We start from the raw sequence: 26,974 nt of genomic DNA on the forward strand, positions 1-26,974 counted from the left end.
CGCTGATCTACCGCTGAACTCGCGGTACGGCTATCGGGCTGTATCGCGAGGAATCGGCGCCGGCGAGGGTTCTCCAACCAGCCGCGGCATTCCAAGCTGCGCGCGCAACATCCCTCGATCCAGCTCCTTCTCCCAGGCAGCGACCACGATCGTCGCCACGCCGTTCCCCACAATATTCGTAAGCGCCCGGCATTCCGACATGAACCGGTCGATGCCGAGAATCAATACCATCGCCGTCACCGGCACTGTCGGCACCACCGAAAGACTCGCGGCCAGCGTGATGAATCCGGCGCCGGTCACGCCCGTCGATCCCTTCGATGTCAGCATGGTCACCGCCAGCAGCGTGACTTCCTGCATGACGGTCATGTGCGTGTTCGTAGCCTGCGCGAGGAACAGCACGGCGAGCGTCATGTAGATGTTGGTGCCATCGAGATTGAACGAATAACCGGTCGGCACGACCAGACCGACGATCCCGCGCGAACATCCGAGCCGTTCCAGCTTTTCCATCAGTTGCGGCAACGCAGCTTCTGATGTCGATGTCCCCAGCACGATCAACAACTCGTCCCTGATATACGCCAGGAAGCGAAACAGGCTGAATCCGCACAGCTTCGCGACCAGCCCAAGTCCACACGACACGAACAGGAACGCGGTCAGATAGAACGTGCCGATGAGTTTCATCATCGGCAGGAGGGATTCGATGCCGTACCGGCCGATGGTGAACGCCATCGCCCCGAATGCGCCGATGGGCGCAAGACTCGTGATCACGTGGACGATCTTGAAGAACGCCTTCGACAAGGCCTCGATCAGCCCGATCACCGGCTTCGCCGGTTCGCCCATTACGGCAAGCGCAGAGCCGAACAGCATTGCGATCAGCAGCACCGGCAGGATGTCGCCCTGCGTAAATGCGCCAACGAACGTGTCCGGAATGATGTGCATCAGGAAACCGGCCAGACCTTCGCCGTGCTCGGCCTTGGCCGCATATCCGGCGATCGAGCTGGCATCGAGTGTCGATGGATCGACGTTGAAGCCCTTGCCCGGCTGCAGGATATGCGCGGCGAGCAAGCCGATGGCGAGAGCAATCGTCGATACAACCTCGAAGTAGATCAGCGCCTTCCCGCCCACACGCCCGACTTGGCGCATGTCGTGCATGCTCGCGATTCCCGTCACCACCGTACAGAAGATCACCGGACTGATGATCATGCGCACGAGTTTGATGAAGGCGTCGCCAAGCGGTTTCATCGCGATGCCGTCGGCGGGAAGGAAGTGGCCGAGCAATATGCCCGTAATGATCGCGGCGATCACCTGGACATAAAGCACTTTGTAGAAGGGTTTCCTGGCGCGCTTGAAATGCATGTCTCCTCCGTTGTTGAGGCAAAGCGCGTCCCCGCCGCCTTTGGCAAACGCCGAAAAGCAGTCAGGGTCGCGTCGTTTTGAATGCGGCCGAAGCCGCGCGGGCTACATCACGGCAGCCCAGGGATAGCGCTCGAAGTGGCGCTTTTCGAAGGCCTGAATATCGGCAAGTTGTGTAAGCGTCAGGTCGATCGTGTCCATGCCTTCGATCACCATGCGTTTATGGCGCGCCCCCAGCGGGAAGCTGAAAACCTTGCCGCTCGTGTCCGATGTCACGGTCTGCGCTTCGAGATCGATCTTGAGCCCGGATTCCGGATCATTCAGGGACTCACGCAGTAGGACGTCGACCGCCTCACGGTCCAGTTGCACGAGAAGCAGGCGATTGTTCATCGCGTTCGAGTAGAAGATCTCAGCAAAACTCGGCGCAATGACGGCATCGAAACCATATTGCTGAAGGCCCCACACCGCGTGTTCGCGGCTCGATCCACAACCGAAATTCGATCCGCCAATCAGGATGCGTGCGGCTTTGTACTGCGGCTGGTTCAGTACGCAGGATTGGATCGGATCGCCGTGTTCGTCGAAACGAAGGTCGTAGAGAAGGCCTGCGCTCAAACCGGCTTTGTCGATGATCCGAAGGAATTGCTTCGGCATGATCTGGTCAGTGTCCAGATTTTCGATGGGCAACGGCGCAGCGCTGCTTTCGATCATGGTCAACTTAGCCATGGAGGTTCTCCAGCGTGCGGACATCGGTGATCCTGCCGGTCAGTGCGGCGGCGGCGGCCATCGCGGGGCTCATCAGATGCGTGAGGCCGCCGCGTCCTTGCCGGCCTTCGAAATTGCGATTGGTCGTCGATGCACAGCGTTCGCCCGCTTGCAAAAAGTCGTCGTTCATCGCGAGACACATGGAGCAACCCGGCTCGCGCCATTCAAAACCGGCGCTTTTCAACGTGTCCGCGATGCCTTCCGCTTCGGCCTGACGACGCACGGAGCCCGAGCCCGGCACGACCATCGCGCGCACGCCCTGGGCGACCTTTTGCCCGCGAACGATCGCCGCAACAATACGCAAGTCCTCGATCCGCCCATTCGTGCACGAACCGATAAACACGCGGTCAATCGGCGTTCCGGCTATCGGCTGATTCGATTCGAGCCCGATGTACTCCAGCGCCCGGCGCAATGCCGCAGCGGCTTCCGGCGTGGCCTGGGAAGCGGCGTCGGGCACGAGCGCGTCCACGCGCATCGCCTGGTCGGGGCTCGTGCCCCATGTGACGAACGGCGCAATGTCGCTTGCGTTGAAGCGGTGCTCGGCATCGAAGCTTGCGCCGTCGTCCGACTTGAGCTGCGTCCAGTCGGCGAGCGCGGCTTGCCACGCGGTGTCATCGAGCGACGTTGCATGCGCGCGGACGTAGTCGAACGTGGTTTGATCGGGCGCGATCAATGCCGCTCGCGCGCCCGCTTCCACGGTCATGTTGCACAAGGTCATGCGCGCTTCGGCCGAAAGCGTGGCGATCGTCGAGCCGGCGAATTCAACCGCATAACCCCGCGCGCCCTGAGCGCCGATCTGACTGATGATCCAGATGATCAAGTCCTTCGACGACGTGCCGTATGGCAACGCGCCGTCGATCGTGATGCGCATGGTCTGCGCCACGCGATAAACAAGCGTCTGCGTGGCAAGAACATGCTCGACCTCCGACGTGCCGATACCGAACCCCAGCGCCCCAAGCGCGCCGTAGGTAGTGGTGTGGCTGTCGCCGCACAGCACGGCCATGCCCGGGCGAATCAGGCCCAGCTCCGGCGCGATGATGTGCTCGATGCCCTGCAGCGGATCATTCGCGGCGAACAGGCGAATGCCGGCTTTATCGCAATTGCGCGCGAGGTTGTCGGCTTGCAGCAAGGACGCGGCGTCGCGAATCACGCGCGGCGATTCGGCGTGCGTCGGGATGATGTGGCTCACGACCGCGAGCTGCTGCTTCGGACGGCGCACGGGGCGGTGCTTCTCCGTGAGACCGCTGAACGCTTGCGGACTCGTGTACTCGTTCATCAGATGCAGATCGACGTACAGCAGGACGTTCTGGTCATCGATATGCGAAACCGTGTGCGTATCGACGAGCTTTTTATAGAAGGTTGTGGGGGTCGGCATGGCTCTACTCTTTTAGAAACGGCAACGCACATTCGATCAGCAACTCGGGCGCTTCTTCGGGGATGTAATGGCCGCAGGGCAGCGCGTGGCCGGTGACCTTGTCGGAGAACGCGTTCCACTCGGCGATGGGATCGAAGCACTTTTCAATCACGCCTTCCGCACCCCAAAGCGCCAGGAATCCGCATGCGATTTTCTGGCCATTCGCGAGCGACTCGCGGTCGTGCTCGAGGTCGATCGTCACGCTCGCCCGATAGTCCTCGCAGATGCCATGCGCCGTGCCGGGAATCTGCAGGCATCGCAGATATTCGGCGTATGCCTCCGGCGTGAACGGCTTCAGGCCCGCGCTCCGTGCGCCAATGGTCTGCTTGAGGTAAAGGTCGGCGTCGGCGTTGATCAGCGTTTCGGGGAAAGGCGCTGGACGCACGAGGAAGAACCAGTGCCAGTAGGCGCGCGCGAATTCGAACGAGGTCTTTTCGTACATCGCCAGAGTTGGCGCAACGTCGAGCGTGATGAGCCTTGTGACCACGTCAGGGTGATCCAGCGCCATGCGCACCGCAACACGGCCGCCGCGGTCGTGACCCAGCACCGCGAAGGTTTCATGACCGAGCGAGCGCATCAAGTCGACCTGATCTTGCGCAAGGCGGCGCTTCGAGTAGTTGCTGTGATCGGGCAGACCCTGGGGTTTGTCGCTGTCGCCATAACCGCGCAGATCTGCGGCCACCAGCGTGAAGTGCTGTGCCAGCGCGGGCGCAACCTTGTGCCAGATCGCGTGCGTCTGTGGATGGCCGTGCAGCAGAAGCAATGCCGGGCCGGCGCCGCCGGTAATTGCCTTGATTTTGACGCCATCGACAGTAGCCGATACGTCCTTGAATCGATCGAACATCATTGTCTCCAACAGTTTTATGAAGTTTAATTGATGCGTCAGCCGATACAGTTTCTATTCAGGCAATCCAGACTTAACTTCCAGGAACGAATACGATGGACGGGTTTTCCGATCTGAGCCTCTTCACGCTGGTGGCGCGGCATCGCAATCTGGCGGCGGCGGCGCGGGATCTGGGCGTGACGCCGCCATCTATTAGCAAGCGTCTTGCACAACTCGAGCGGCGTCTGGGCGTAAGGCTTCTGAACCGGACGACACGACGCGTCAGTCTGACGCCCGAAGGCGAGTTGTATCTGGCGGACGGCTCCCGGATCCTCGATGAACTCGCGGAACTCGAGCAGTTGGTCACGAAAAGCCGAGGCGAACCGACCGGGTTGCTGCGCGTGAATGCATCGTTTGGATTTGGACGCAGACGCGTGGCGCCGGCGGTATCGAAGTTCATCGCGCGCTATCCGACGATCAAGATCCAACTCCATTTGTCGGACAGGCCAGTGAACTTGCAGGAGGAAGGGTTTGATCTGGGCATCCGTTTCGGCGATGTTCCCGATGCATGGATCAACGCGCGCTTGCTGGTGAAGAACCGGCGGGTGGTGTGTGCATCGCCGGACTATGTGAAGGCGTTCGGCGCGCCCACGACGCCGCATGATCTGACGCGCCATGCGTGTCTCGTGCTTCGGGAGAATGAATCGGCTTACGGGACGTGGCACTTCACGCGCGGGAAGAAGGCTGAGACGGTCAAGGTCGACGGACCGCTAAGCAGCAATGACGGAAGCGCGGTTCTTGAATGGGCGCTCGATGGACGCGGCATTGCCGTTCGCTCGCAATGGGAAACGCAGACGCTGGTACGGGACGGAAAGCTCGTAGTGTTGCTGAACGACTGGGCGCTGCCTAATGCGGATATTCACGCCGTTTATCTCGAACGGCATCAGTTGTCCGCAAAGCTGAGGACGTTTGTGGAGTTTTTAGGGGAAGAGTTAAGGGCGAATCTGGCTTAGCCATTGTTTAACGGCGCGACGGTATTCAAATGGCAATTGGCGAGCGCTACTAAGCGACTCGCCAATTGCCATTTTGGCTTTGACGCATAAAACTCACGCAGCGCGCTCGAAAGCCGGTTGCGCATGGGCATTCCATTCGTCGACTTTTGCCGGGTCGGGGTAAGCGCGCCAGCGTGCATCGATTTCGGTCATGCCGTAGGCCAGCGCAAACTTCCGGGCATCCAGCGCGCACGCAAAGTGCCCGAGGATGCCACTCGCGCGCTGCATGCCGTCGAGTTCCCTGACGATCAGCATTGCAGCATATGTACCATCGTCGTAAGCAGCCAGGGGAATCAGAGTCACGTCTTTATAACTGATCTCTCCGTCGCGCATGTCAGACTCCTCTCAGCTTACGATTCCATCCGCCCAACGTTCTGGGTGGGTCGGGTGCATATTTACCTGTTTAGGCATTATCGATAAACAAAATAACCGAGTCATCAGGATTTGCCCTATTTCGAAATTTTTTAATAGATTTGGCTGTAATTCATCGTTATTTCATACTGCGTCCGATGCGTTTCCTGATCTGTTCAGGATGTGCTTCGTTAATCGTTCCATGTCTGCTGACATTGAAGACGATTGAGAGATCGGTTTATTGCAGCGCGAGGTGAAGAAGCCGGGTGTTTGCGCAGGACAGGCGAGTCCGGGGTTGAATCTCATGTCCGACCTTTTTATCCTGTCGTATTCTGGCTAGACGTTAACTTGACGAACTGAAGGCGTCGAGGCGAACGTTTATTCTGATCAAACGACTTTGGGGGACGTGTGAAAAGAGAATCGACCGAATGGTTTCCGTTGAGCGACCACGCACCCGTTCGCGACGGCTGGTATGAGGTTCAGCTCGTAAGCGGCAATACAGCGTTTGCGAAGTTTGGCGCGGGCGAGTGGACAGAAAAGCCGTTGCTGGTTTTCACGCACTGGAGAGGGTTGGTCGCCGATCCGGGCGTGGCGCGGGAAACCGGGGACATCAGCGGGGAAGTGGTTGCGGCTGAAGGGATGAGAGCGGTGTGGGACAAGCTCTTCCCGGGGTCCGGCGCCGAAAAGCACAAGCCGTTGGAAGCGGGCTAAGCATATTGAAAGTCGCCGTTGCTGTTCGGCGACTGCTCAAGGCCACCGCCCCCAGAACGCCTCCGAACCGCTGCATTCCGTGCGAATGAAATCCGACAGCAGCTTCACTCTGGCAATGTCGCGAGTATCGGCATGTGACACCAGCCAGTAGGAACGGCTCAACGCGATTTCATCAGGCAATATGCGCACGAGCGCCTCCTCCTTGCGCGCGATAAAACATGGCAGCACGCCGATCCCGGCACCGCCGCTCACAGCCGCCGCCTGGCTGATCACATTCGAGATACGCAAGGCCGGCATGAGCGCCGTCGATATCTGCGATAAATAATCAAGCTCGGTGCTCCACATCAGGTCATCGATATAACCGATCCATCGATGCTTGAAGATGTCCTGGAACATATTGATGGGCGCATGTGACTCAAGATATGCGCCCGATGCATAAACCCCCAGCGCATAGTCATTGAGCCGATGCGCATAAACCCGCCCGCGCGTCGGCCGCGTCATGGTCACCGCAATATCGGCTTCCCGCTTCGACAAGCTGAACATGCGCGGATTGGCAACGAGTTCTATCTCCAGATCCGGATGCGCCGCCGTGAGTTTCGCAAGCCTCGGCGCCAGAAAATAGGTGCCGAAACCCTCCGGCGTTCCCACGCGAACCGTCCCGGTCAAACCACCTGAAGGATCGTCGAGACGCGCGTTGATACGCATCGCCAGGCTCTCCATGGCCTCGGCATCGGTCATCAGCCGTTCGCCTTCGGGCGTCAGTAGAAACCCGACCGAACTGCGCTCGAACAACGTCACCCCAATGCTCGCTTCAAGCGATGCAACCCGTCGGCTCAACGTGGAATGGTCAACGCCCATTTGCTGCGCCGCGATAGTCAGGCGTCCTGCCCGGGCAATTGCAAGGAAGGCTTGAAGCGCATCCCAGTCGAATTTTCGCACAGCGCGGTTGTGGAATTGCCCATTCTATTGCAAAAAGCATGCTGCTATCTTTGGATCAAGGACGCTCTCAACACCCTTCCGATCATCACAACAAAGGAGACAGCATGTCGCTCATAGCGAAACTCGAAGCACGCGCTCAAGCAGGCCGGCCGGTTCGCGTCGGCTTGATTGGCGCAGGAAAATTTGGCTCGATGTATCTGTCGCAAGCCCCGCGCACGCCTGGCATTCATCTGGTTGGTATCGCGGACATTTCTCCTGAGCGGGCGCGCAACGCGATGCGTCGCGTAGGCTGGGAAGAAGCGCGTTATTCCGCTGCTTCGTGGTCCGAAGCATTGCGCAGCGGCTCGACGTTCATCACCGACGACGCCGACGCCATGATCGCGAGTGACCACGTGGATATCGTGATCGATGCCACCGGCAGTCCCGCCGCGGGCATCCATCATGCATTGCTCTGCTGCAAGCACAAGAAGCACATCGTGATGGTGAACGTCGAGGCCGACGTACTCGCAGGTCCGTTGCTGGCAAGACGCGCGGCTGAAGCCGGCATCATCTACTCGATGGCATCGGGCGATCAGCCCGCGCTGATTGCGGAAATGGTGGATTGGGCACGCACCATCGGCTTCAAGGTGATCTGCGCCGGCAAAGGCACGAAGTATCTGCCGGTCTATCACCAGTCCACGCCCGACACAGTATGGAGCTACTACGGTTTCACCGAGGAACAAGTCGGATCGGGAGACTTCAACGCGCAGATGTTCAACTCGTTTCTGGATGGCACGAAATCGGCGCTGGAGATGGCGGCTGTATCGAATGCGTGCGACTTGCGGCCGCCTTCCGACGGACTCACGTTCCCGGCATGCGGCGTCGATGACCTTCCGAACCTGTTGAAGCCCGCGTCCGAAGGCGGAATTCTCCCGCATCGGGGAAGCGTGGAAGTGGTGTCATCGCTCGAACGCGATGGACGGCCTGTGTTCCGCGACTTGCGATGGGGCGTGTATGCGGTTTTCGAAGCGCCATCGGATTATGTACGCGACTGCTTTGCGCAATACGGGCTCAAGACCGACAGCAGCGGACGTTTCGCGGCCATGTACAAGCCGTATCACCTGATCGGGCTGGAACTGGGGATATCGATTGCGAGCATTGCCGTGCGCGGTGAAGCAACCGGCGCAACCACCGGCTTTCATGGCGATGTCGCGGCCACCGCGAAGCGCGACTTGCGCGCGGGCGAGCGGCTCGATGGCGAAGGCGGCCACACCGTCTACGGCAAGCTGATGCCCGCGGTCGACTCGCTGATGCAGGGCGCGTTGCCCATCGGCCTGGCGCACAACATGGTGCTGCAGCGGCCCGTTGCCGCGGGTCAGCCGGTTCGCTGGACCGATGTCGCCTTCGATGCCACCAAGGAAGCCGTAAAAGTTCGCCTCGAAATGGAAGCGATGTTCAGGAAGGAACTTGGCGTGGAGGTGGCAGCGGCCAAGCTCGCATCGTAGGAACCCCTTGATCACGCGGGCCTTGTCCGCGTGATTGTTCTCTATAACGCCCGCCAAAGGGCGACGGAGGAGACATGAGCCATATCAGCGACACAATCGTGGTCACGCCAACGGCGCGTACCGACGTCTACCGCAAGATAAGCTGGCGCATCATGCCGTTTATCGTGCTCTGTTATTTGTGCGGGTATCTCGACCGCGTGAATGTCGGCTTTGCGAAACTGCAGATGCTCAGCGCGCTCAACATGAGCGATGCCGTCTATGGCTTGGGCGCGGGCATTTTCTTCATCGGCTATTTCATCTTCGAAGTGCCGAGCAACCTGATGCTTCACAAGGTCGGCGCGCGGCTGTGGATTGCGCGGATCATGATCACTTGGGCGCTCATTTCCGCGGCGACTCTGTTCGTCAAGACACCGGTGCAGTTCTACACCGCGCGATTTTTCCTGGGCGTGGCCGAAGCCGGATTCTCGCCGGGCATCATGCTGTACCTGACGTACTGGTTTCCCGCGCGCAAGCGCGGCTTTGCGCTTGGCGTGTACTACATTGCAATACCGCTCTCGGGCGTCGTGGGCGGTCCGCTGTCGGGCTGGGTGTTGACGCGCTTCGCGCATTCCACCGTCATGGCGGGATGGCAATGGTTGTTTCTTATCGAAGCATTGCCGGCGCTCTTGTGCGGCATCGCCGTGCTTGCGTTGATGGTCGACAAACCCACTCAGGCGAAGTGGCTCACCGATACCGAAAAGAACCTCGTCACCAGCGAGATCGATCGCGAGGACGCCGAGAAAACGACGCACCACAACCTGCGTGCGATCCTCTCCGATAAACATATCTGGAAGCTTTGCGCAGTCTACTTCTGCCAGATCATCGGGCTGTACGGGATCAGTTTCTGGCTGCCGTCGATCATCAAGGATTCCGGACTTACCGATGTCTCCGTCATCGGGTGGTTATCGGCGATTCCTTATCTTGTCGCCATCCCGGCGATCGTGCTGACGGGCATGAGTTCGGACCGGTTCCGCTCGCGCCGCATGCATTTTTCGGTGCTTGCCGTGATCGGCGCGGTTGGGTTCGCGGCGAGCGGTTATGTGGGGCATCACCCCGTGCTCGCCGTGATCTGGCTCAGCGTCGCAGCCGCCGGGATCTTGTCGGCGCTGTCGCTGTTCTGGAGCATTCCATCGTCGTTTCTTGCGGGGACGTCGGTGGCGGTCGGGATTGCCGGGATCAACTGCGTGGGAAATCTGGCGGGGTTTGTCTCGCCTTATGTGGTGGGCTGGCTCAATGTCACCACGCACGATAACCGGATGGGACTGTACTTCGTAGCCGTGTGCCTGGTGCTCGGGGCGTTGCTGGTCAGGACCATATCGGGGAAGCTGGCGGACCGGTGAGTTGAACGTGGCGTAACCGGTTTGTTGCGAGCCGGTTACGCCACGATCACCAGGGAACGACCCGCCCCAGGTAATCCAGGTAATGCAATCCGGAGTGCCCTTCGTAGGCCTCCATTGTATTCAGCAGGTTCGGAATGCTTTCTTCGATAGTCAGACGCGCGCCCGACCCGCCCATGTCCGTCTTGACCCATCCGGGCGCCATCAACAGAAGGGTTTTCGCGTCGTCTTTGTGGCGCGCGGCAAAGCTGCGCATGAACATGTTGAGCGCCGCCTTACTGCCCCGGTAGACCTCGTAATTGCCGTTCGTATTGTTCGTCACGCTCCCCTGCCCCGACGACATCACGCCGATTGTCCCGCCCGGATTCACACGGTCCTGAAACGCTTCGATAACCCTCATCGGACTCAACGCGTTCGTCACCATGACACGCACGAATTCATCGGTCGATACATCGGCGATCGTTTCGCGATCATCGTTCTTGACGCCCGCGTTCACGAAAAGCACATCCAGTCGCCGGCCTTCGAGACGGTCGTGCAACGTGGCGACCTGATCGGGAATGGTGATATCGACTGTTTCGACTTCAAGCGCGCCCTGAGCGCGGTCCGAGAGTTGGCGCAGCTTTTGTGTCGAGCCGTCCCTGCCGGTGGCGATCACGCGCCGGCCGCGCTTGAGGTATTCCTCGACCATCGCGAATCCGAGGCCGCGCGATGCGCCGATCAAAAGGACGGTTTTCTGTTTAGATGTGTCTTGCATGGTTAGCTCCCTGTGTGTCGATACCACACAGCGACTATATCGATGCATCAGACATGGCGGAAGACGCAGCAATTGCACTTATAACCTGCACCAAACGCCATGCTACGATCAAGGCATGGCAGAACCTGATCTGAATCTACTCGTCGCGCTTGATGTGCTGCTCGCCGATGGCAGCGTGGCCGGGGCTGCGCGTCGACTGGGATTGAGCGCGTCGGCAATGAGCCGGACCCTGACCCGGCTCCGTGAGACGACCGGGGATCCGTTATTGGTGCGCGCGGGGCGTGGGATGGTGTTGACGCCCCATGCAGAGACGCTGCGTCAGCGCACGCAGAACGCGGTTCATGATGCGCGCGCCGTGCTCCGTCCATCGACGATGGAACCGGATTTTTCGACGTTGCAGCGAACCTTCACCATTCGCGCCAACGATGGTTTCGTGGAAGCTTTCGGCGCGTCGCTTATTGCTGCGGCGAGTTCCGCTGCGCCGCGCGTATGTTTGCGTTTTGCGCCCAAGCTTGAGAAGACGGCAGCGTATTTGCGGGACGGGTCCGCTGATCTTGAAATCGGCGTTCTGGGCGCGATGGGACCGGAAGTCCGCGTGCAGGCCTTGTTTCGGGACCGCTTTGTTGGCGTTGTCAGGAAGGAACATTCGCTCGCGACAAAACGCAAAGTAACGGCTGAACGATACTTAGCGTTTGGCCATGTGGTTGCTTCTCGGCACGGCCGCACGAACGGACCGGTGGATGAAGCGCTGGCTGCTTTAGGGCTGGAGCGGACGATTGTCGCGGTGGTTCCGAGCTTTCCTGCAGCGCTCGCCGTGGCACGCGCTTCTGACCTGATTGCGCTCGTGCCCGCTTCACTTGTGAACGGTCAGCCCGAATCCGCCAGCATTCATGCTTTCGAGCTGCCGGTGAAGACCGAGGAGATCACGGTCTCGCAGATGTGGCACCCACGTTTGGAAGTCGATCCGGTTCATCGATGGCTTCGGCAGTTGGCGCTGAGTGTGTGTCGGGGAACGGCTGCGCGGGTGGAAAAGTAGCGGACGGCGGAGCTACGCTTTCAACACCCCCGCCATCCCCATCGCATGCCGCGCCTGCACCAGCGACCCCTTCGCCGCCCTGGCATCCCCCGCAATCCTCAACAGAGCCCCAAGCTGCTTCGGCTCCCGTAAAAGCTCCCGCAGAATCGGCAAGATCGTAGTAGTCCCGTCATCCCGCAGCCCGACCGTCGCGGCCTTCGGCAAGCTCCTCCAGGCCGGATCCACAATCGCCCTGCAAACGGCAAACGGCAACCCCCGCGCTTGGGCAATGGCCCCGGCGATATGCGATTCCATATCCACCGCCAGCGCCCCTGTCGACCGATAAAGCGAGCGCTTCTCCTGCTCCCCCGCCAGCGGCGCCGCAACGCCGGCCATCGTCCCTCGAACAGCCTTCGCCTCGACCGGCGTTCCGGCAAAAGCCGCAAACATCCGCGCAGACCATTCGGGATCCGTATCGATAACCCCAAGCGGCCCCGACACGGCGCTCGCAATGATCACCGTCCCCGGCTCCAGCTCCGGCGCAAGACCACCAGCCGTCCCGAAGCTGACGATACCGGAACACCCCCGTGCCAACGCCTCGCTCAATGCGCGCTCGAGCAAATCCGCCCGAGCCGCAAACACCGCCTCGACGCCGGGCCCGCGCGCGATGCGCGCTTCAAACGCCATCCCCGTTACCGCGATAACGGGCAAGCTCACATCGCCGCCATCACGCGCGTGGCGCCATCGCGCAGCATGTTCCGGTAACGAGCCAGCGCCCAAAGCGGGAAGAATTTTCTATAGCCGTGGTATCGCAGATAAAACACGCGCGGAAAGCCGGTCGCCGTGAACCTTGTTTCGTCCCAAAGCCCGTGCTCGCGCTGCGTGGACGTCAGATACTGGACGCCCTTCGCCACCGCCGGATGACCGACAAACCCCGCCGCCATCAACCCGAGCAACGCCCACGATGTCTGCGACGCCGTGCTCGGCGCCGCTTCATACCCGCGATAATCCAGCTTGTAACTCTCGCCGCCCTCACCCCATCCGCCATCGGCGTTCTGGATGCTGATGAGCCATTGCGCGGCGCGCTGCATCCGCGAATCGGTCAGCGGCAATCCAGCCGCGTTCAACGCGCACAACGCGGTCCACGTCCCGTAGATATAGTTCAGGCCCCAGCGTCCGTACCAGCTTCCATCGCGTTCCTGATCGCGCAGGATGTAATCCAGCGAGCGCTTCGCCGGCTCGCTCGTCGCGGGCAACTCGCCAAGCTGCGCGAGCATCGATAGACATCGTCCCGACACATCCACCGTAGGCGGATCGAGCAACGCGCCGTGGTCGGAGAACGGGATGTTGTTGAGGTAATACTGCGTGTTTTCGGGTTCGAACGCGCCCCATCCGCCGTCGCTGCTTTGCATGCCGACGACCCATTCCCGCCCGCGCGCAATCGCTTCGCCGTACAGCGCGGTGCCGTTTTCGCGGTCGGCGCGATCCATTGCCATGGCGACAACGGCGGTGTCGTCGACGTCCGGATAATGCGGGTTCGCAAACTGGAACGCCCAGCCGCCGGGCCGGATAGTCGGCCGGCGCGAGATCCAGTCGCCGCGGACATCGAGGATCTGCAACGGCACGAGCCAGTCCAGTCCACGCGATACCGCCGCCCGCGCCTTCGGTGTATCGGCTTCGAGCAACGCGTGCGCGACGAGCGACGTGTCCCACACGGGCGATAAACACGGCTGGCAGTACGCCTCGCCACCGGGCGCTTCATCGATGATCAAGAGCTTCTCGATCGACTTGCGCGCAATCGCCCGGTTCGGATGGTCTTCGGGATAGCCCAGCACGTCGTACATCATCACGGAGTTGGCCATCGCGGGGAAAATCGCGCCGAGGCCATCCTCGCCGTTGAGCCGTTCATCGACGAAACGCACGGCCGCTTCTATTGCGCGCTGGCGTGTATGACGCGGGAACAGCGGATCGACGGTGCGCAGCACGGCATCCACGCAGCGGAACAACACGAACCAGCCCTGATGCTGATGCGGCGCGCGTGCGGCCATGCCGGTGTTGACAGGGGCATCGAAAAAAAGCTCGTCTATGCGCACGCCCTTCGGATTGCGCGCCTTCGGCCGCTTCGCGTTGAGCACGAGCAAGGGCACGATAACGGTCCGCGCCCAGTAAGACACCTTCGACAAATGGAACGGAAACCACTCGGGCAAGAGCGTGATTTCAACGGGCATCATGGGTACGGCGCGCCATGAAATCACGCCGAACAGCGCGAGCAGGATGCGCGTGAACACGTTCGATTTTTCCGCGCCGCCGGCCGCGATGATCGCCCGGCGCGCGCGCTGCATGTGCTCGGCTTCGGGCAGGTCGCCAATCATCTTCAGCGCGAAGTACGCCTTGACGGTGGCGCTGACGTCCATGGCGCCGTCGGTGAACAGCGGCCAGCCGCCGTCGTCGCGCTGGATGTGGCGCAAGTACCGGCCGATCTTTGCTTCGAGGTCGGGCTTGGGCGTCTCGCCGAGGTAATGCACGAGCAATACGTACTCGGCGGGAATGGTGGCGTCGGCTTCGAGTTCGTAGAGCCAGTAGCCTTCGGGATGCTGATCGGCGAGCAGCGCGTCGGCCGCGCGGGATACCGATGCCTCCAACGCCGCCGCGCTGACTGGCGCGTTTGAGGCATCGGGTGGCTGGACAAAATCGTTCATCAGAGTTCCGTCGGGGGATTCATGAGGAGGTCCGCGGCCTTCTGGCCGGAGCGGATCGAACCTTCTATGGTTGCAGGCAGCCCGGTGGCCGTCCAGTCGCCCGCCAGCATGAGATTGGGCCAGCGGGTGCGGGTCGCCGGCCGGAGATTTTCCTGGCTCGGCAGCGCGGCGAACGTCGCGCGCTTTTCGGTAACGATCTGCCAGGTCGGCATGCGTTCAACCGGCAAACGCGCGGCTTTCGCTACTTCTTGCCACAGCGTGTGGGCAAGGGTTTCGCGCGGGGTATCGGTGAACCTGTCGGCGTCGTGGATGGTCACGGACAGGCGGTCATCGAAGGCGAAAAGCCAGTCGGCCGTGCCGTTGAGCAGACCGGTCATGGATTCGAATGCAAGCGGCGGATCAATGGCGAAATGCGCATTGATGATCGCGCGAAATTCGGTCGGCGCGGTGAGCCCCGGCACGAGTTCCCGCGCGACCTGTGCGGGCACGGCGAGCACGACGCCCTCGTTCGGGCCGAGATCGACGCGCGTTTCATCGAAATCCAGCGTCACCACGCGCGTCTTCGAATCACTGCCGGCAAAACTGATTGCGCTCAAGCGCGACCCGAGCCGTATCTCCGCGCCGCCGTATTGCAGGAGCCTCAAAGCCGGTTCGATAAACGCATGGCCCAGGCCATTGCGCGCCGTTATTGGCCGGCATGCCTGTCCGCCTTGCAGCACCGTTTCTTTCAGCACGTTGCCGGCGAGCACGGCACTGCCTTCACGCGGATCGACGTTGAGCAACGCGAGCAAGAACGGATCGAGCATTGCGTCCCAGAGCCGGCCGTTCGCGCGCAGTGTTTGCCCGATGCTGCGTCCCGGATTGGCAAACAGCAGTCGCACAAGCGCGAAATAATCGGCGGGAATGGTGCCGGGAACGCGCGTGGCGGAATCGAAGATCCAGCCTGGAAACCTTCCCGGCGACATCTTCAGGGTCCAGCGCGAACCGCTGCGCAGGTCCATGAACGGATAGTCGGGCTGGGTCGGACCGATGAGTTCGTCGGCGGCGCCAATGGCTTTGGCAAACCCGAGCGCGGCGTGGTTGCCGGACAGGATCAGGTGGTTGCCGTTGTCGATCGTGGCGTTGAGCTTGATGTCGAAGTACGAGCGGCACCGGCCGCCGGCATGCGGCGCGGCTTCGTGCAGCACGACCCGCGCGCCGCGCCTTTGCAACTGGACCGCGGCGGCAAGCCCGGATAATCCAGCGCCAATGACATGAACTGTCCGTGACATCAGAACACGTTGCGCGCCACGATCCACAACAGCCGTGAACGTGGCGTACGGACGTGATTGCGCGGGAGATCGAAGCCACGCTTCAGGTTCGCCTCGAGAACGCAGCGATACGCGCCCGACATGATCCGCGGCGCCTTGACCTGGGCACGCGGCGCGTTGGCCATGATGGCGTCGGACTGGGCGTAGTGAATGCGGGCGCGTTCGGCAATGGTCAGGCACACACGCGGCAAGCGGGCGTCGCCGACTATGGATGCAATGTCGGTGGTGGAAATGCCTTCGCGTGACAGCAATTCGCGCGGCAGATAAACCCGGCCGATGGCCGCGTCTTCGTCGATATCCCGAAGGATATTGGTCAACTGCAAGGCGCGGCCGAGATGATGCGCGAGACGCCGTCCGGCATCTTCCTGCATCCCGAATATCCTCACCGACAAACGCCCCACCGCGCTCGCCACGCGATCGCAATAAAGGTCGAGGCTGGCTTCGTCGGGCGCAACGATGTCTTCTGAATCCATTGCCATGCCGTCGATCACGGCGATGAAGTCATCGCGCGAAAGATGGAACGCGTGGATGTGCTGCGTGAGCGCGCTCAGCGACTTGCGCGGCTTGCCGGCGTAGCAGTCGTCTATATCCGTGCGCCATTGCTCGAGCGCGGCAGCGCGTTCGTGGCGCGGCATGGTGCCGTCGTCGGCTATGTCGTCCACCGCGCGGCAAAACGCGTAGACCTGGTACATCGCGTCACGCTGCGCAGCCGGCAGGATGCGCATGGCGAGATAGAACGAGCTGCCCGAGGACGCTTTGGCGGCGTCGGGCGCAGGTTCATCGGCGATAAGATTGGAAACGGCCAAGACGGACTCCGCTGTGGCGCCCCCAAGGGCAGTAGTGTTAGATCGGGCGCCGTGCGTGAAACGCCCGGCCGTGTTGTAAAGGCCAAGCGGACGCTCGTGCAAACCGGCGCGAACCGGCTTCTTGCTGCGTTGGAGCAGTTTAAGGAACACGCTCAAACGACGCCTGAAGCGACGAAAAGTATATCAATGTTTGTGACCGATTGCCCCTAGGCGACTTCTGCGGTTCGGAAAACCGCGTCAACCTTCGTACAAAACATCTACCGTCAGCATGTAACCCTCGTTGCAGATCGTGCGGATCAGCGCGCCGTGTCCTTCGGATCGCGTGCATACCACACGGTGGATCGGCTCGATGACCGCGAGGAAATCCCCAACGATTCAGGTCTGACCGCTGATATCAATCGCCAGTTACCCGCTCCCAGCCAAGCATAAAAGCTTGTCGCACCCGAATTAAGGCACCGGTTTTATAAGCGCAGCAAATCGAGAGGACGCCCCCTGTCCGATGAGGCCGCCGTAAAGGCGACTTTGAGCTATTTGTTTGTGACATTTTTGTGGCATAAATATTACTAATAAATGTCGTCATAGCACCGACGCAAATTACATAAGCCGCATGCAGGGGAACGCTCGATTAATGGCTTGCTGGATAAGCGAGAAAATCCAATATGAACGGCTTCGATGCTTCGATCCTTGGTTTTATCGCTCGACACTCGTTCGTTTCCCCCGGAATCAATTTCGCCATTGGCTCTTTGGCGGGACTTTATATCGCAAAAGGATTACTGCTGGTCGCAGCGCTTTGGTGGCTTTGGTTCAGCCCTGACAATCGTGCACCCTGGCGGCGGGAAGTTGTCATCGCGACATTTGCTTCTGGTCTGGTCGCCTTGATTGTGGGCCGCGGTTTGGCCTATTTCCTCCCGTTTCGTTCGCGGCCACGCTTCAATTCCGATCTGCATTTCACCATGCCGGTTGGCGCCAGGTTTGATGAGGTCCTGAGAAGCTAGAGTTCATTCCCGAGTGACCACGCAATGATCTGGATGGCGGTCTCGATGGGAATTTTCATTGTCTGGAAACGCGCGGGCTTTGCCGCTCTTGCCTATACGCTCGTCTTTATCTGCTTGCCGCGCGTGTACCTGGGACTGCATTATCCGACCGATATCATTGCCGGCGCTTTACTCGGAATGATGATCACGTATTTGTTGACGAGAGATGAAATCCGGCCGGCGGTCACACAGCCCGTCCTGCGATTTATCAACCAATACCCCGGCCCGAGTGGCGCGCGGGCGTTCATTATTTGTTTCAAACTCGTCAGCCAATTCGACGAAGTGCGTCAGATTGCGCAATATCTTCTTAAACCCCATTCGCATTAGCACAAGGGCATGCATTGCGCACGGTTTCCCAACTTCCCGCGCAACTCCTCCAAAAAAACCATCCGATTTCAAATAGAATCGCGTCAGGCGCCGACATGGGATAACGGCATGATTTATGCGCGCCAGGTAATCAGCGCGCATCCCGCGCAGCCGGAACCATCCGCACTCAAGTGAAAACGATCCATGACGCCGCATCGCGAGGACTCAGGCGCTGACCACTGGCAAGACGAGCCGCCGTTCCCGGTCGTGCCCGAGCGCAACTTCGCCGCTCAGCGCGCCACGTTGCGGGTCTTGCTGATCGCAGCCATTGTCCTGCCTTGCCTCTACGTGGCGGTCATGTCGTGGAGCGACCTGAAGGCGCGGGAAGCCGATGCCGCCGAGGTGGCCGAGCGCAACGCCCACGTCGCCGAAGAGCATGCGCTGAAAGTCTTCGATATGAACCAGACGCTCAACGCACGCGTAATCGATCTGATCGACGGCGTTGACGACGTCACGCTGCGCCGCGACGAGGCATCCATCCACGACAAACTCAAGGCGATGGGCGGAGGCTATCCGCAGGTGGCATCGGTGAGCATTTTCGGCGCCGATGGACGGCTGATCGCCACCAGCCGGGTGTTCCCGGCACCCGATATATCCATTGCCACGCGCGAGGACTTCGTTGCCGTGCGCGATCGTCCGGCGGTCGAGAATGTCTCGAGCGTCATGCAGGGCAAGGTAGTGGGCGAAAGCGTTTTCAATACCGCCGTGCCGCGCAAGGCGCCGGACGGCCAGTTCGCCGGGATTGTTTCGATCGCGCTGCGTCCGAGTTACTTCGCAGGGTTCTATGAAGAACTGCTCGGCGATAACACCAGCGTTTCCCTCGGCCTGACAAGGGCCGACGGCGCCGTGCTCGCGTGGTATCCGGTGCGCCCGGCGAATCGCATGGAACTCGCGGCCAGTTCGCCGCTGCGCGAAGCGTATTTGTCGGACCGGCACGCGGGCGTCGTGCGTATGCGCTCCGGGCTCGATAACCAGATGAAAGTGGTCGCGTTCCGGCGCGTGGGCACCTACCCCGTTTATGTATCGAGCGGCTACCCCATCGCAACGATCTGGGCCGGCTGGTACAGGCATGTCAGCGTACTGGTGTTGTCGCTGTTCGCGCCTTGCATCGTTTTGTGGGGCGTGATCTGGCTGTCGCTGCGCCGTCTCGCCAACGAAGAAGACGCGTGGGAACGCTGGCAGGCGGAAGCGTCGATGCGCCGGTCCATCGAATCGGCCTACCGGCAGGCGCGCAAGATGGAAGCGCTCGGCAATCTGGTCGGCAGCGTCGCGCACGATTTCAACAACCTGCTGATGATCCTTTCCACCAATGTGCAGATCGCGCGAAGGCGCGGCGCGCCGGGACTCGACCGCGAATTGTCGGCAATGGAACGCGCGCTCAAAAGCGGCCAGTCGCTGACACGCCAGTTGCTCGGCGTGGCGCGCAAGCAGCCGCTGCGCAATGAGACCATCGCGATCGGCAAATGGCTGCCCGCGTGCCGCGAACTGCTGAAGGCATCGCTTGGGGCGAAGGTCGCGCTGACGCTGGAATCGGATTCGGATGTCTGGCCGATTCGCGTCGATGCCGCCGAACTCGAACTCGCGCTGATCAACGTCGCGGTGAACGCCCGCGACGCCATGCCCAACGGCGGCACGTTCTCCGTGCGCGCCGACAATGTGCAGTTTCGCCACGAAGACGGCTTTCCGATAGTCGGCGAGTTCGTGCAACTGACGCTCGAAGATACCGGCGACGGCATGAGCCCCGAGATTCTCGGCCGCGCGTTCGAGCCGCTTTTCACCACCAAGTCGAAGGGCATGGGCACCGGGCTCGGATTGCCGCAAGTATTCGCGTTCTGCGAGCGCGCGGGCGGCGTTGCGACCATCGACAGCGCTGTGGGTGCGGGCACGTCGGTGCGGCTTTATTTGCCGCGGGCGAGTGCATCGGCGGTGCAGACACCCGACGTTCCCAACGAGACCGCCGCGCCCGGCGACTCGGCGGGTTTGCGCGTGCTGCTGGTGGAGGACAACGAGGAAGTGGCGGCTGGCACGGAAGCGTTGTTAACGATGATGAACCATCAGGTCACGCATATCTTCAACGCCGACGGCGCGATCGCAATGCTGGACCTTGCCCGGCAGAATGCCTCCACGGGAGGCGCCTTGCCGTTCGACGTCGTTCTCTCCGATATCCATATGCCCGGCAAGCTGAACGGCATCGACCTGGCGGAGATCCTGCAGACGTGGACGCCGCGCGTGCCCGTGATCCTCGTCACCGGCTACGCGGAAGAACTCGACCGCGCACGTCATGTGGATGCGCGCGTGCTGTCGAAACCATTCGATATCGGCCTGCTCGACTCCCTTCTTCAAGCCATTCGCGAAGACCTGACGGCACGCGCCGAGCACGGCGAGGCCCCGCACTGAGTTTTTTGGCCCGGGTTTTGTAAAAACGTCCGCACTTTTCATGGGAACGCGGGGAATTGGCACTTCCCGCGCCGCCCTGCTGCGCCTGCCGCGCGACCCGGCACGGGAGTTGCGAACCCTAGCGAGACTTGCGGCAGATACGTACAAACATGTACATCGCGTCGCAACTCACTCCAAGGCCACCCAGGGAGGCAGCCATGCGACACACAGTTATCGGTATCTTCGACACCTACGATCAGGCCGAAGTTGCGCGCAGCGCGCTGGTGGCCTCGGGCTTCGCCCACGCTGACATTGAACTCCAGGCCGCGCCGGAGCCGTCTTCGCTGGCCGATCCCGCGCTCGAACCGACGACCAGCGCAATGCAACCGCCGGAAACGGGCGGCGTGCTGGCAAACATCGAACGGTTCTTTTCAATGCTGTTCGGCGGTCGCGATCAGCCGCCTGAAGTCGCACATTATTCGGAAGCCGTGCGGCGTGGCGGAATTCTGGTGGCGGTCGACACGCCGTCGGAAGAGCGCGCCGATGCAGCCCGTCATACGCTCGCCGAGCAAGGGGCAATTGACATCGATGAACGCGCCGCAAGCTGGGGCGCATTGAATCATCCAGGCGCGGGCTTCGGCACTGTTGCCGCTCCCGATGACCGCGATCATTCGTTGCTCGATGAACTCGGCTTGGGTTCGGGCAGTGCCGTGCCGGGACGCGCTCCCGTCAATCCGGCGGCCGATCCGCTCGCAACAGCCCGTGCCGATACCCGTGCCCGCGCCTATCCGCGTGGCAACCTGAGCGAGCCGGCAGCCGTGGATTCGCTTGATCCGATCAGCCCGGTTGCACGCGACCCGTTCGCCGGCAGCAGCGATTCTACGTACCGCGCGACTGGGGGAGATCCGATGACCAGCGGCTCGGTATGGCCGGCAAAAGATGAAGCCCACGAAACGACGCAGGGCTGGCGCCCCGTTACACCGGTTGATCCGCTCGATGAAACCGAAACGTCTTCGCGACGTGCCAGCTTGGCTACGCCCGTTGCTGGGTCGCTTAGCCAATCCGCTGCGGATCCGCTCCGGCCCGACCTGCCGCTGTCGCGCAACTCCATGCCCGACGAATACATGGAGTACGAGGACGACTTCCGCACCGACTATGAATCGCGTTACGCGGCCACCGGCGCACGCTACGAGGAATACGAAGATGCGTATCGTTACGGCGCAACGTTAGGTAACGATGATCGTTATCGCGGCCGAAGCTGGGATGATTCGATGGAAACCGAGCTGCAGCGCGACTGGCAAAACCGTAATCCGCATGGTGAAGATACGTGGGAGCGCTTCAAGCTCGCAGTGCGTCACGGCTGGGACCGCGTGACGGGGCATCATCACCTGTGATGCGTTGATTGCCTTGGCTGTTGACGGCCCGCTTCGGCGGGCCGTTTTTATGGGCCTCAAGCCGCCGAAATCCGTTTGACCCAGGCCACGTATTTATCGACGAAAGCCTGCAGGAACTTGCGGGTGTCGTCGTTGACGATCTTGCCGGCTGCATCGATACGACTTTCGTCGTGCTTGATGAACATTTCCGGCTGGCCCATCAGCGGCACATCTAGATACGCAAGCACGTTGCGCAGATGCGCCTGCGCGAGCGCCGTGCCTATTGCCCCCACCGACGTCCCGATCAACGCGCCCGGCTTGTTGGCCCATGCGCTTTGCCCCCACGGCCGCGAACCCCAGTCGAGCGCATTCTTGAGCACGCCGGGAATCGAGCGGTTGTACTCGGGCGTGACGAACAGCAAGCCATCCGCCTCCGATATCTTCTGCTTGAGCGTTCGCGCGGCTTCGGGAAAATCGGCGTCGTAGTCCTGGCTATAAAGCGGCAGGCTGGCGATATCGAGAAACTCGAACGAGAAATCCTGCGGCGCCAGGGATATCAGCGCGTGCGCGAGTTGCTTGTTGAACGAATCACGCCGGATGCTGCCAACAACAACCGCAATCCTAAAGGCCATGGTTATTCCCTCCGACTGAGTTGATCGAGTTATGAAATGAAGGACTAAACGCGCGGCTTTGCAACGCATCGTCGCAATATCATAGGCGCGGATACGGCCATCAGGCTATGCGACTCGATGTGCACCGGCGGGATCGAAAAGCGTAATCAGCGAGCACTTTGGCCTTGCATTGGGCAATCCAAGCGAGAGCCGCCTGACATGCCCCTTTCAGCGCGTTTTTGAGATGATTTCCACAAAGTTGTCCACAGAATCTGTGGACAACTTTGTGGATGTTTAATAATTCGCACTAAACCGCCAGATGTTTGGCGGCAAAAAGCTGGTTCCCAGCAAAAGGATAAAGGCGAAGTGACAGAGGAAAAATACCGAACACGGAAACGGGTTCTTACCGAACTCGCAACGATGAAACGTTCAGCGCCCCACCGGCCGACATTCATGCGAAAACTACAACAATATGTTTTCTCAATCGACATTGGTCGCCGATAGCTATGTGAATAGACTGATTCATATCGATGGCGCAAGACGTGCCGTCATCCAAATCAGAGGTTCACATGAAACGCGCGCTTATCGGCAGTTTGCTAATTGGTGCGCTGGCTTCTTCAGCCAGCGTCTTTGCTCAATCTTCGAACGTCGCGCCAAGAACGCGTGCCGAGGTGAAGGCCGAACTCATCGCGGCAAGAAACAGCGGTCAACTCGAGACGATTCATTCGGAAAGTTATCCGCAATTGCTGCCGTATCAAACGGCGAAGGCGCTGGATGCATCGCGTACTGCTTCTGTGATGCAGGCGAACAGCGCGCGTATCAGCGCGCAATAATCCGACACGCTTCAAGCACACTCTTCTCACACCTCGCTCCGATGAGGCTTGCCCGGCATCCATATGCCGGGCTTTTTTATGTGCGTCATCGCGTGATGGCGGCGAGACATAACGTCACCGTAACGAGCGATATCAGCGTCGAGAACAGGATGGTGCTCGACGTCACCGACGCTTCCCGCCTGTAGAACTCCGCCAGCATGAACGGCCCCGTGCCCGTGGGCAGCGCGCTGAGTATGACGGCGGTCTTCGCCCACAAGATGGGCAACGCGAACACATGAAACGCCAGCCACCAGGTTAGCAACGGTTGCGCGATCAGCTTGCCGATGACGAGCATCGATGTCGTTCCTGCAGCGCCACCCTTCGACTTCTCGCCAAGGAACAAGCCAAGCGCGACCAGCGCGCAGGGACTTGCCGCTGCACCCAGCAGCTTGAGAAACGTATCCGCGCCGCCCGAGATGGTGAGGCCGGCGCCGCTCAATAACCATCCGGCAAACGGCGCGAACAACAACGGGTTGGTCACGAGCGACTTGATCACCTTGCCTATAGTCGCGGCGAAGTTCTTCTCGGTCTGCAACCCGAGTTCAATCAATACAATAGCCACCGCGAACAGCACGCATACCGTCATGATCAACGCGATCACCGCGGGTGCGAGGCTCGCGTGACCAAACGCAAGCGCACACAAAGGCAAGCCGATAAACCCTGCATTCGGATAGGCGGCATTGAGTGCATCGAGGCTGGCATCGGCGAGATGTTTTGATCGTTTCAAGCTGATCAGCAAGGTCAGCACGAAGATGGCACCCGATGCAATTCCGAACGCAGCGATAAACGCAGGTTGATCGAGTGAGCGCCAGGGTGTGGTGGCCATGATGTCGAAGAGCAGCGCGGGCAATGCGAGATACACGACAAAGCGATTGAGTTCCGACGATGCATTCGGTCCCAATCGATTCGTCTTGCGGCATGCATAGCCGGCGAAGATGAGACCGAACACAGGAAGGATGATGGTGAAAAGCGGCTTGAAAAGCGACGAGACCAACGACGGCATGAGCAGAGCGCAACTGATTGACGAGGGCGCCAAGCATAGCGGTAGATGCGTGTTGGCGCTGAGCGCCAAAAACCAAAGGTGAGCGATTTCGGGACCTGCGTGGAGGTGAGCTTGGTATCCCGCAAAAACTCACGCTAAGGGTGATTACAAGTATCGCTAACTAGATAGGGGATGCCTGCCGAGTTCATCGAATGGCTCAGGTATCGGCTGGAAAGCCTTTTACCATAAGGGCTTGAGAGCTTTCATCACGCGCCGTCTACTTTGCTTCTCTCCATGAGCGATATACAGCGATCAATGCAGAGTACGAGCCATCGTGCGGCGTCGTGCATCTTGAGGTGAGGCAATACGGGACCCTGGTGTGCGGTGATGAGAAAACACATTAAGACTCACTCGCACGCTGCACCTCAATGTTGAACACACATCACTAAAGCGAGCGTGATCAATGGCTTGCGGCCTGTTGTTAAAACAGTTGATACACACGGATACCTTTGCTAACAGGCTTCTCGGCTACCCTTCAACCATGAATCCGGTCGCTAAAGGTGAGCTTATGCGGGACCTGATCAAGCGCGGCAATCAACGGAACGAAGCTTGCTGAGAGTGCCACGCCACTGCATAAACATAACGAGGACATACATGACATTCAAGAGATCCGTCACCATCGGCGCCGCGGCTTTGCTGGTGATCGGCGGACTGGGCGTGCTGGCTGCCTGTGCATCAGCAGGAAGTGGCAAGAGCGGCAACGACGACGTGCCGGAACCTGCGAAGGCGGTCGATCTCGATCGATACCTCGGCCAATGGTATGAATTTGCACGCTACGAAAACCGTTTCGAACGGGGCTGCGAAGCAGTCACCGCGAACTACGCAAAACGGGAAGACGGATTGATATCGGTGATCAACTCGTGCCGCAAGGGAAGTGTGGACGGCACGCCGAAATCGGTCGAAGGCAAGGCCAAGATCGTCGCTGATTCGAATAACGCGAAGCTGAAGGTTTCGTTCTTCGGACCGTTCTATGTGGGCGATTACTGGGTGCTCGATCACGCCGATGACTACACGTGGTCCATCGTCGGTGAACCAAGCGGGCGATATCTATGGATACTCACGCGTGAAGCGAAGCCATCGGCGCATATGCGTACGGCGTTGATCAATCGTGCGCGCAAGCTTGGTTATGACGTCACGCTCTTGCGCGAGACGCTGCACTGAACGTCAGTCATCGATAGCGTCATAGAGATGACGCTCGAAGACAGCAGCCATTGGAAACGGCACGAGGCCGCGCCGCTGGATCATCAAGATGCCGATCATGTCTTCCACTGGATCGGCGAACCAGTTCGTACCCAATGCGCCCGGCCAGCCGAACGATCCCTTCGACCGATAACTTTCCGTGCGTTGCTGCGCGGGGTCATCGACAATCGCAACGCCCAGACCAAACCCCTGCCCCGCCCAAACGACCTGCCCAAACGCGGGAATGCGACGCTGCTCGCGCGTCAGGAAGTTCGTACGCATCAGATCAACAGAACGATGCGACAACAATCGCGGTCCGTTCGCACGCTCGGTGGCATCGCCTTGAAGGCGGCCTCGGCCGAGCAGCATGCGGGCAAAACGCAGATAGTCATCAGCTGTCGATATCAGTCCTCCGCCACCGCTTTGATACCGCTCGGGCTTGGCAAAGCGGCTCGTCGCGGGATGATCTTCCACCACGTGTTCTTGCGTCGATGGATCGATGGCGTAGGAAACAGAGAGCCTTTCGAGTTTTCCGGCCGGCACGACAAAGCCGGTATCCGTCATGCCCAGCGGATCGAAGATGCGCGTGCGGAAAAACGTTTCGAGCGGCACGCCGCTGACACGCTCGATTAACGAACCGAGCACATCGGTCGAAATGCCGTAGTGCCAACGCGTGCCCGGCTGGAACATCAGCGGCAATCTGGCAACGCGTTCGAGCCACACGCTTGAATCGACCGTCGCGTCGATGCCGTTGAATACTTCGTTGTAAGCATCGGCGAGCGCGCCAAAAGCGGTGAAATGGTAAGCAAAGCCGGCGCGATGCGTAAGCAGGTCGAGCAGGGTGATGGGCGCGCGGGCCGGTTCGGTGCGATCGAGTGGACTGCTCGGATCCAGGAGAACTTGCGGTTTGGCGAGTTCGGGCAGCCAGCGGGAGATGGGATCATCCAGCGCGATCAGGCCGTCTTCCACGAGCATGAGCGCGGCGACACTGGTTACGGGCTTCGTCATGGACGCAATGCGAAACAGCGTATCGCGCGACATGGGTTCCCGCGTTTCACGATCCCGGCAGCCGAGTGCGTCGACCATAGCGATTTCGCCGCGCCGCCATATCAGGGATACGCAGCCCGCGACCTCGTCTCGATCAACGAACTCCTGCATTGCACTTCGGGTTTGTTCCAGGCGCGGCGCGCTGAATCCAGCAGCAGACATTCATATCCTTCAAAACGAGCTGTTCAGTGCTGGTATTTAAGCATGGTCGAATCGGTGACGCCTAGG

The 26,974-nt window shown here is 60.3% G+C and carries 25 protein-coding genes; 11 read left to right on the forward strand and 14 right to left on the reverse strand.

The features are described 5' to 3' along the window. Positions 1-30: 30 nt before the first annotated feature. The 4 genes from AXG89_RS19410 to AXG89_RS19425 form a co-directional block, all read right to left on the reverse strand. Complete coding sequence (locus AXG89_RS19410; RefSeq protein WP_062171752.1) at positions 31-1,353, reverse strand: dicarboxylate/amino acid:cation symporter; 1,323 nt, start codon at positions 1,351-1,353, stop codon at positions 31-33. A 102-nt stretch (positions 1,354-1,455) separates the two neighbouring features. Next, positions 1,456-2,073 (reverse strand): 3-isopropylmalate dehydratase small subunit, encoded by a 618-nt coding sequence (gene leuD / locus AXG89_RS19415; RefSeq protein WP_062171755.1) that lies wholly within the window; start codon positions 2,071-2,073, stop codon positions 1,456-1,458. Then, positions 2,066-3,487, reverse strand: coding sequence for a 3-isopropylmalate dehydratase large subunit (gene leuC / locus AXG89_RS19420; RefSeq protein WP_062171759.1), 1,422 nt, complete (start codon positions 3,485-3,487; stop codon positions 2,066-2,068). Before leuC ends, leuD begins: the two co-directional genes overlap by 8 nt. A gap of 4 nt (positions 3,488-3,491) precedes the next feature. Next, entirely contained in the window at positions 3,492-4,370 is an 879-nt protein-coding gene (locus AXG89_RS19425; RefSeq protein WP_062171762.1) for an alpha/beta fold hydrolase, read from the reverse strand. A 95-nt stretch (positions 4,371-4,465) separates the two neighbouring features. Between AXG89_RS19425 and AXG89_RS19430 the strand changes: the two genes are divergently transcribed. Further along, entirely contained in the window at positions 4,466-5,362 is an 897-nt protein-coding gene (locus AXG89_RS19430; protein ID WP_062171765.1) for a LysR family transcriptional regulator, read from the forward strand. Positions 5,363-5,455: 93 nt separating this feature from the next. On the opposite strand, the gene AXG89_RS19435 is transcribed toward AXG89_RS19430, so the two are convergent. After that, on the reverse strand, positions 5,456-5,734 hold the full coding sequence (locus AXG89_RS19435; RefSeq protein ID WP_062171766.1) for a hypothetical protein: 279 nt from the start codon (positions 5,732-5,734) through the stop codon (positions 5,456-5,458). Between the two features lie 426 nt (positions 5,735-6,160). On the opposite strand from AXG89_RS19435, the gene AXG89_RS19440 reads away from it, so the two are divergent. After that, a complete protein-coding gene (locus tag AXG89_RS19440; RefSeq protein WP_062171769.1) occupies positions 6,161-6,463 on the forward strand; it encodes a hypothetical protein in 303 nt (100 codons plus the stop codon). Positions 6,464-6,499: 36 nt separating this feature from the next. On the opposite strand, the gene AXG89_RS19445 is transcribed toward AXG89_RS19440, so the two are convergent. Then, entirely contained in the window at positions 6,500-7,402 is a 903-nt protein-coding gene (locus AXG89_RS19445; protein WP_062171771.1) for a LysR family transcriptional regulator, read from the reverse strand. 104 nt (positions 7,403-7,506) lie between these two features. Here AXG89_RS19445 and AXG89_RS19450 point away from each other — a divergent pair, with 104 nt between their 5' ends. Next, positions 7,507-8,886, forward strand: a complete 1,380-nt coding sequence (locus tag AXG89_RS19450; protein WP_062171773.1) for an NAD(P)H-dependent oxidoreductase — start codon at positions 7,507-7,509, stop codon at positions 8,884-8,886. Between the two features lie 74 nt (positions 8,887-8,960). Continuing rightward, positions 8,961-10,265, forward strand: coding sequence for an MFS transporter (locus AXG89_RS19455; protein ID WP_062003477.1), 1,305 nt, complete (start codon positions 8,961-8,963; stop codon positions 10,263-10,265). Between the two features lie 46 nt (positions 10,266-10,311). Here AXG89_RS19455 and AXG89_RS19460 read toward each other — a convergent pair whose 3' ends face one another. Continuing rightward, positions 10,312-11,016 (reverse strand): SDR family NAD(P)-dependent oxidoreductase, encoded by a 705-nt coding sequence (locus tag AXG89_RS19460; protein WP_062171775.1) that lies wholly within the window; start codon positions 11,014-11,016, stop codon positions 10,312-10,314. A gap of 115 nt (positions 11,017-11,131) precedes the next feature. Here AXG89_RS19460 and AXG89_RS19465 point away from each other — a divergent pair, with 115 nt between their 5' ends. Further along, entirely contained in the window at positions 11,132-12,052 is a 921-nt protein-coding gene (locus AXG89_RS19465; RefSeq protein ID WP_062171778.1) for a LysR family transcriptional regulator, read from the forward strand. A 12-nt stretch (positions 12,053-12,064) separates the two neighbouring features. On the opposite strand, the gene AXG89_RS19470 is transcribed toward AXG89_RS19465, so the two are convergent. From AXG89_RS19470 to hpnD, 4 genes are read right to left on the reverse strand one after another with little or no spacing between them, the layout of a single operon-like run. Beyond that, positions 12,065-12,718 carry a phosphorylase gene (locus tag AXG89_RS19470; protein WP_062172598.1) on the reverse strand — a complete coding sequence of 218 codons (654 nt, stop codon included), beginning with the start codon at positions 12,716-12,718 and terminating at the stop codon, positions 12,065-12,067. A gap of 26 nt (positions 12,719-12,744) precedes the next feature. After that, positions 12,745-14,730, reverse strand: coding sequence for a squalene--hopene cyclase (gene shc, locus AXG89_RS19475; protein ID WP_062171781.1), 1,986 nt, complete (start codon positions 14,728-14,730; stop codon positions 12,745-12,747). Continuing rightward, positions 14,730-16,001 (reverse strand): hydroxysqualene dehydroxylase HpnE, encoded by a 1,272-nt coding sequence (gene hpnE, locus AXG89_RS19480; RefSeq protein ID WP_062171784.1) that lies wholly within the window; start codon positions 15,999-16,001, stop codon positions 14,730-14,732. Before hpnE ends, shc begins: the two co-directional genes overlap by 1 nt. Beyond that, on the reverse strand, positions 16,001-16,846 hold the full coding sequence (gene hpnD, locus AXG89_RS19485; protein ID WP_062003754.1) for a presqualene diphosphate synthase HpnD: 846 nt from the start codon (positions 16,844-16,846) through the stop codon (positions 16,001-16,003). Before hpnD ends, hpnE begins: the two co-directional genes overlap by 1 nt. 659 nt (positions 16,847-17,505) lie before the next feature. Between hpnD and AXG89_RS44345 the strand changes: the two genes are divergently transcribed. The 4 genes from AXG89_RS44345 to AXG89_RS19500 all read left to right on the forward strand — a co-directional run bounded on the left by AXG89_RS44345 (position 17,506) and on the right by AXG89_RS19500 (position 22,016). Further along, entirely contained in the window at positions 17,506-17,841 is a 336-nt protein-coding gene (locus AXG89_RS44345) for a hypothetical protein (protein WP_305954601.1), read from the forward strand. A gap of 45 nt (positions 17,842-17,886) precedes the next feature. Continuing rightward, the gene (locus tag AXG89_RS44350; RefSeq protein WP_335671961.1) at positions 17,887-18,207 is read left to right on the forward strand and encodes a phosphatase PAP2 family protein; all 321 of its coding nucleotides are present in this window, start codon (positions 17,887-17,889) and stop codon (positions 18,205-18,207) included. 183 nt (positions 18,208-18,390) lie between these two features. Then, positions 18,391-20,643, forward strand: coding sequence for a hybrid sensor histidine kinase/response regulator (locus AXG89_RS19495; protein ID WP_062171787.1), 2,253 nt, complete (start codon positions 18,391-18,393; stop codon positions 20,641-20,643). 197 nt (positions 20,644-20,840) lie between these two features. Beyond that, positions 20,841-22,016, forward strand: a complete 1,176-nt coding sequence (locus AXG89_RS19500; protein ID WP_062171790.1) for a hypothetical protein — start codon at positions 20,841-20,843, stop codon at positions 22,014-22,016. A 56-nt stretch (positions 22,017-22,072) separates the two neighbouring features. On the opposite strand, the gene AXG89_RS19505 is transcribed toward AXG89_RS19500, so the two are convergent. Beyond that, entirely contained in the window at positions 22,073-22,627 is a 555-nt protein-coding gene (locus AXG89_RS19505) for an NADPH-dependent FMN reductase (protein WP_062003486.1), read from the reverse strand. A 548-nt stretch (positions 22,628-23,175) separates the two neighbouring features. Between AXG89_RS19505 and AXG89_RS19510 the strand changes: the two genes are divergently transcribed. Beyond that, positions 23,176-23,439, forward strand: coding sequence for a DUF4148 domain-containing protein (locus AXG89_RS19510; protein WP_069638398.1), 264 nt, complete (start codon positions 23,176-23,178; stop codon positions 23,437-23,439). 85 nt (positions 23,440-23,524) lie between these two features. Here AXG89_RS19510 and AXG89_RS19515 read toward each other — a convergent pair whose 3' ends face one another. Further along, the gene (locus AXG89_RS19515; RefSeq protein ID WP_062171793.1) at positions 23,525-24,481 is read right to left on the reverse strand and encodes an AEC family transporter; all 957 of its coding nucleotides are present in this window, start codon (positions 24,479-24,481) and stop codon (positions 23,525-23,527) included. A gap of 633 nt (positions 24,482-25,114) precedes the next feature. On the opposite strand from AXG89_RS19515, the gene AXG89_RS19520 reads away from it, so the two are divergent. Beyond that, entirely contained in the window at positions 25,115-25,681 is a 567-nt protein-coding gene (locus tag AXG89_RS19520) for a lipocalin family protein (protein WP_062171796.1), read from the forward strand. Between the two features lie 3 nt (positions 25,682-25,684). Here the strand turns inward: AXG89_RS19520 and AXG89_RS19525 are convergent, their stop codons facing one another. After that, positions 25,685-26,908, reverse strand: coding sequence for a serine hydrolase domain-containing protein (locus AXG89_RS19525; RefSeq protein ID WP_062171799.1), 1,224 nt, complete (start codon positions 26,906-26,908; stop codon positions 25,685-25,687). Positions 26,909-26,974 lie beyond the last annotated feature (66 nt).

The organism is Burkholderia sp. PAMC 26561 (assembly GCF_001557535.2).
Lineage (GTDB): Bacteria > Pseudomonadota > Gammaproteobacteria > Burkholderiales > Burkholderiaceae > Caballeronia.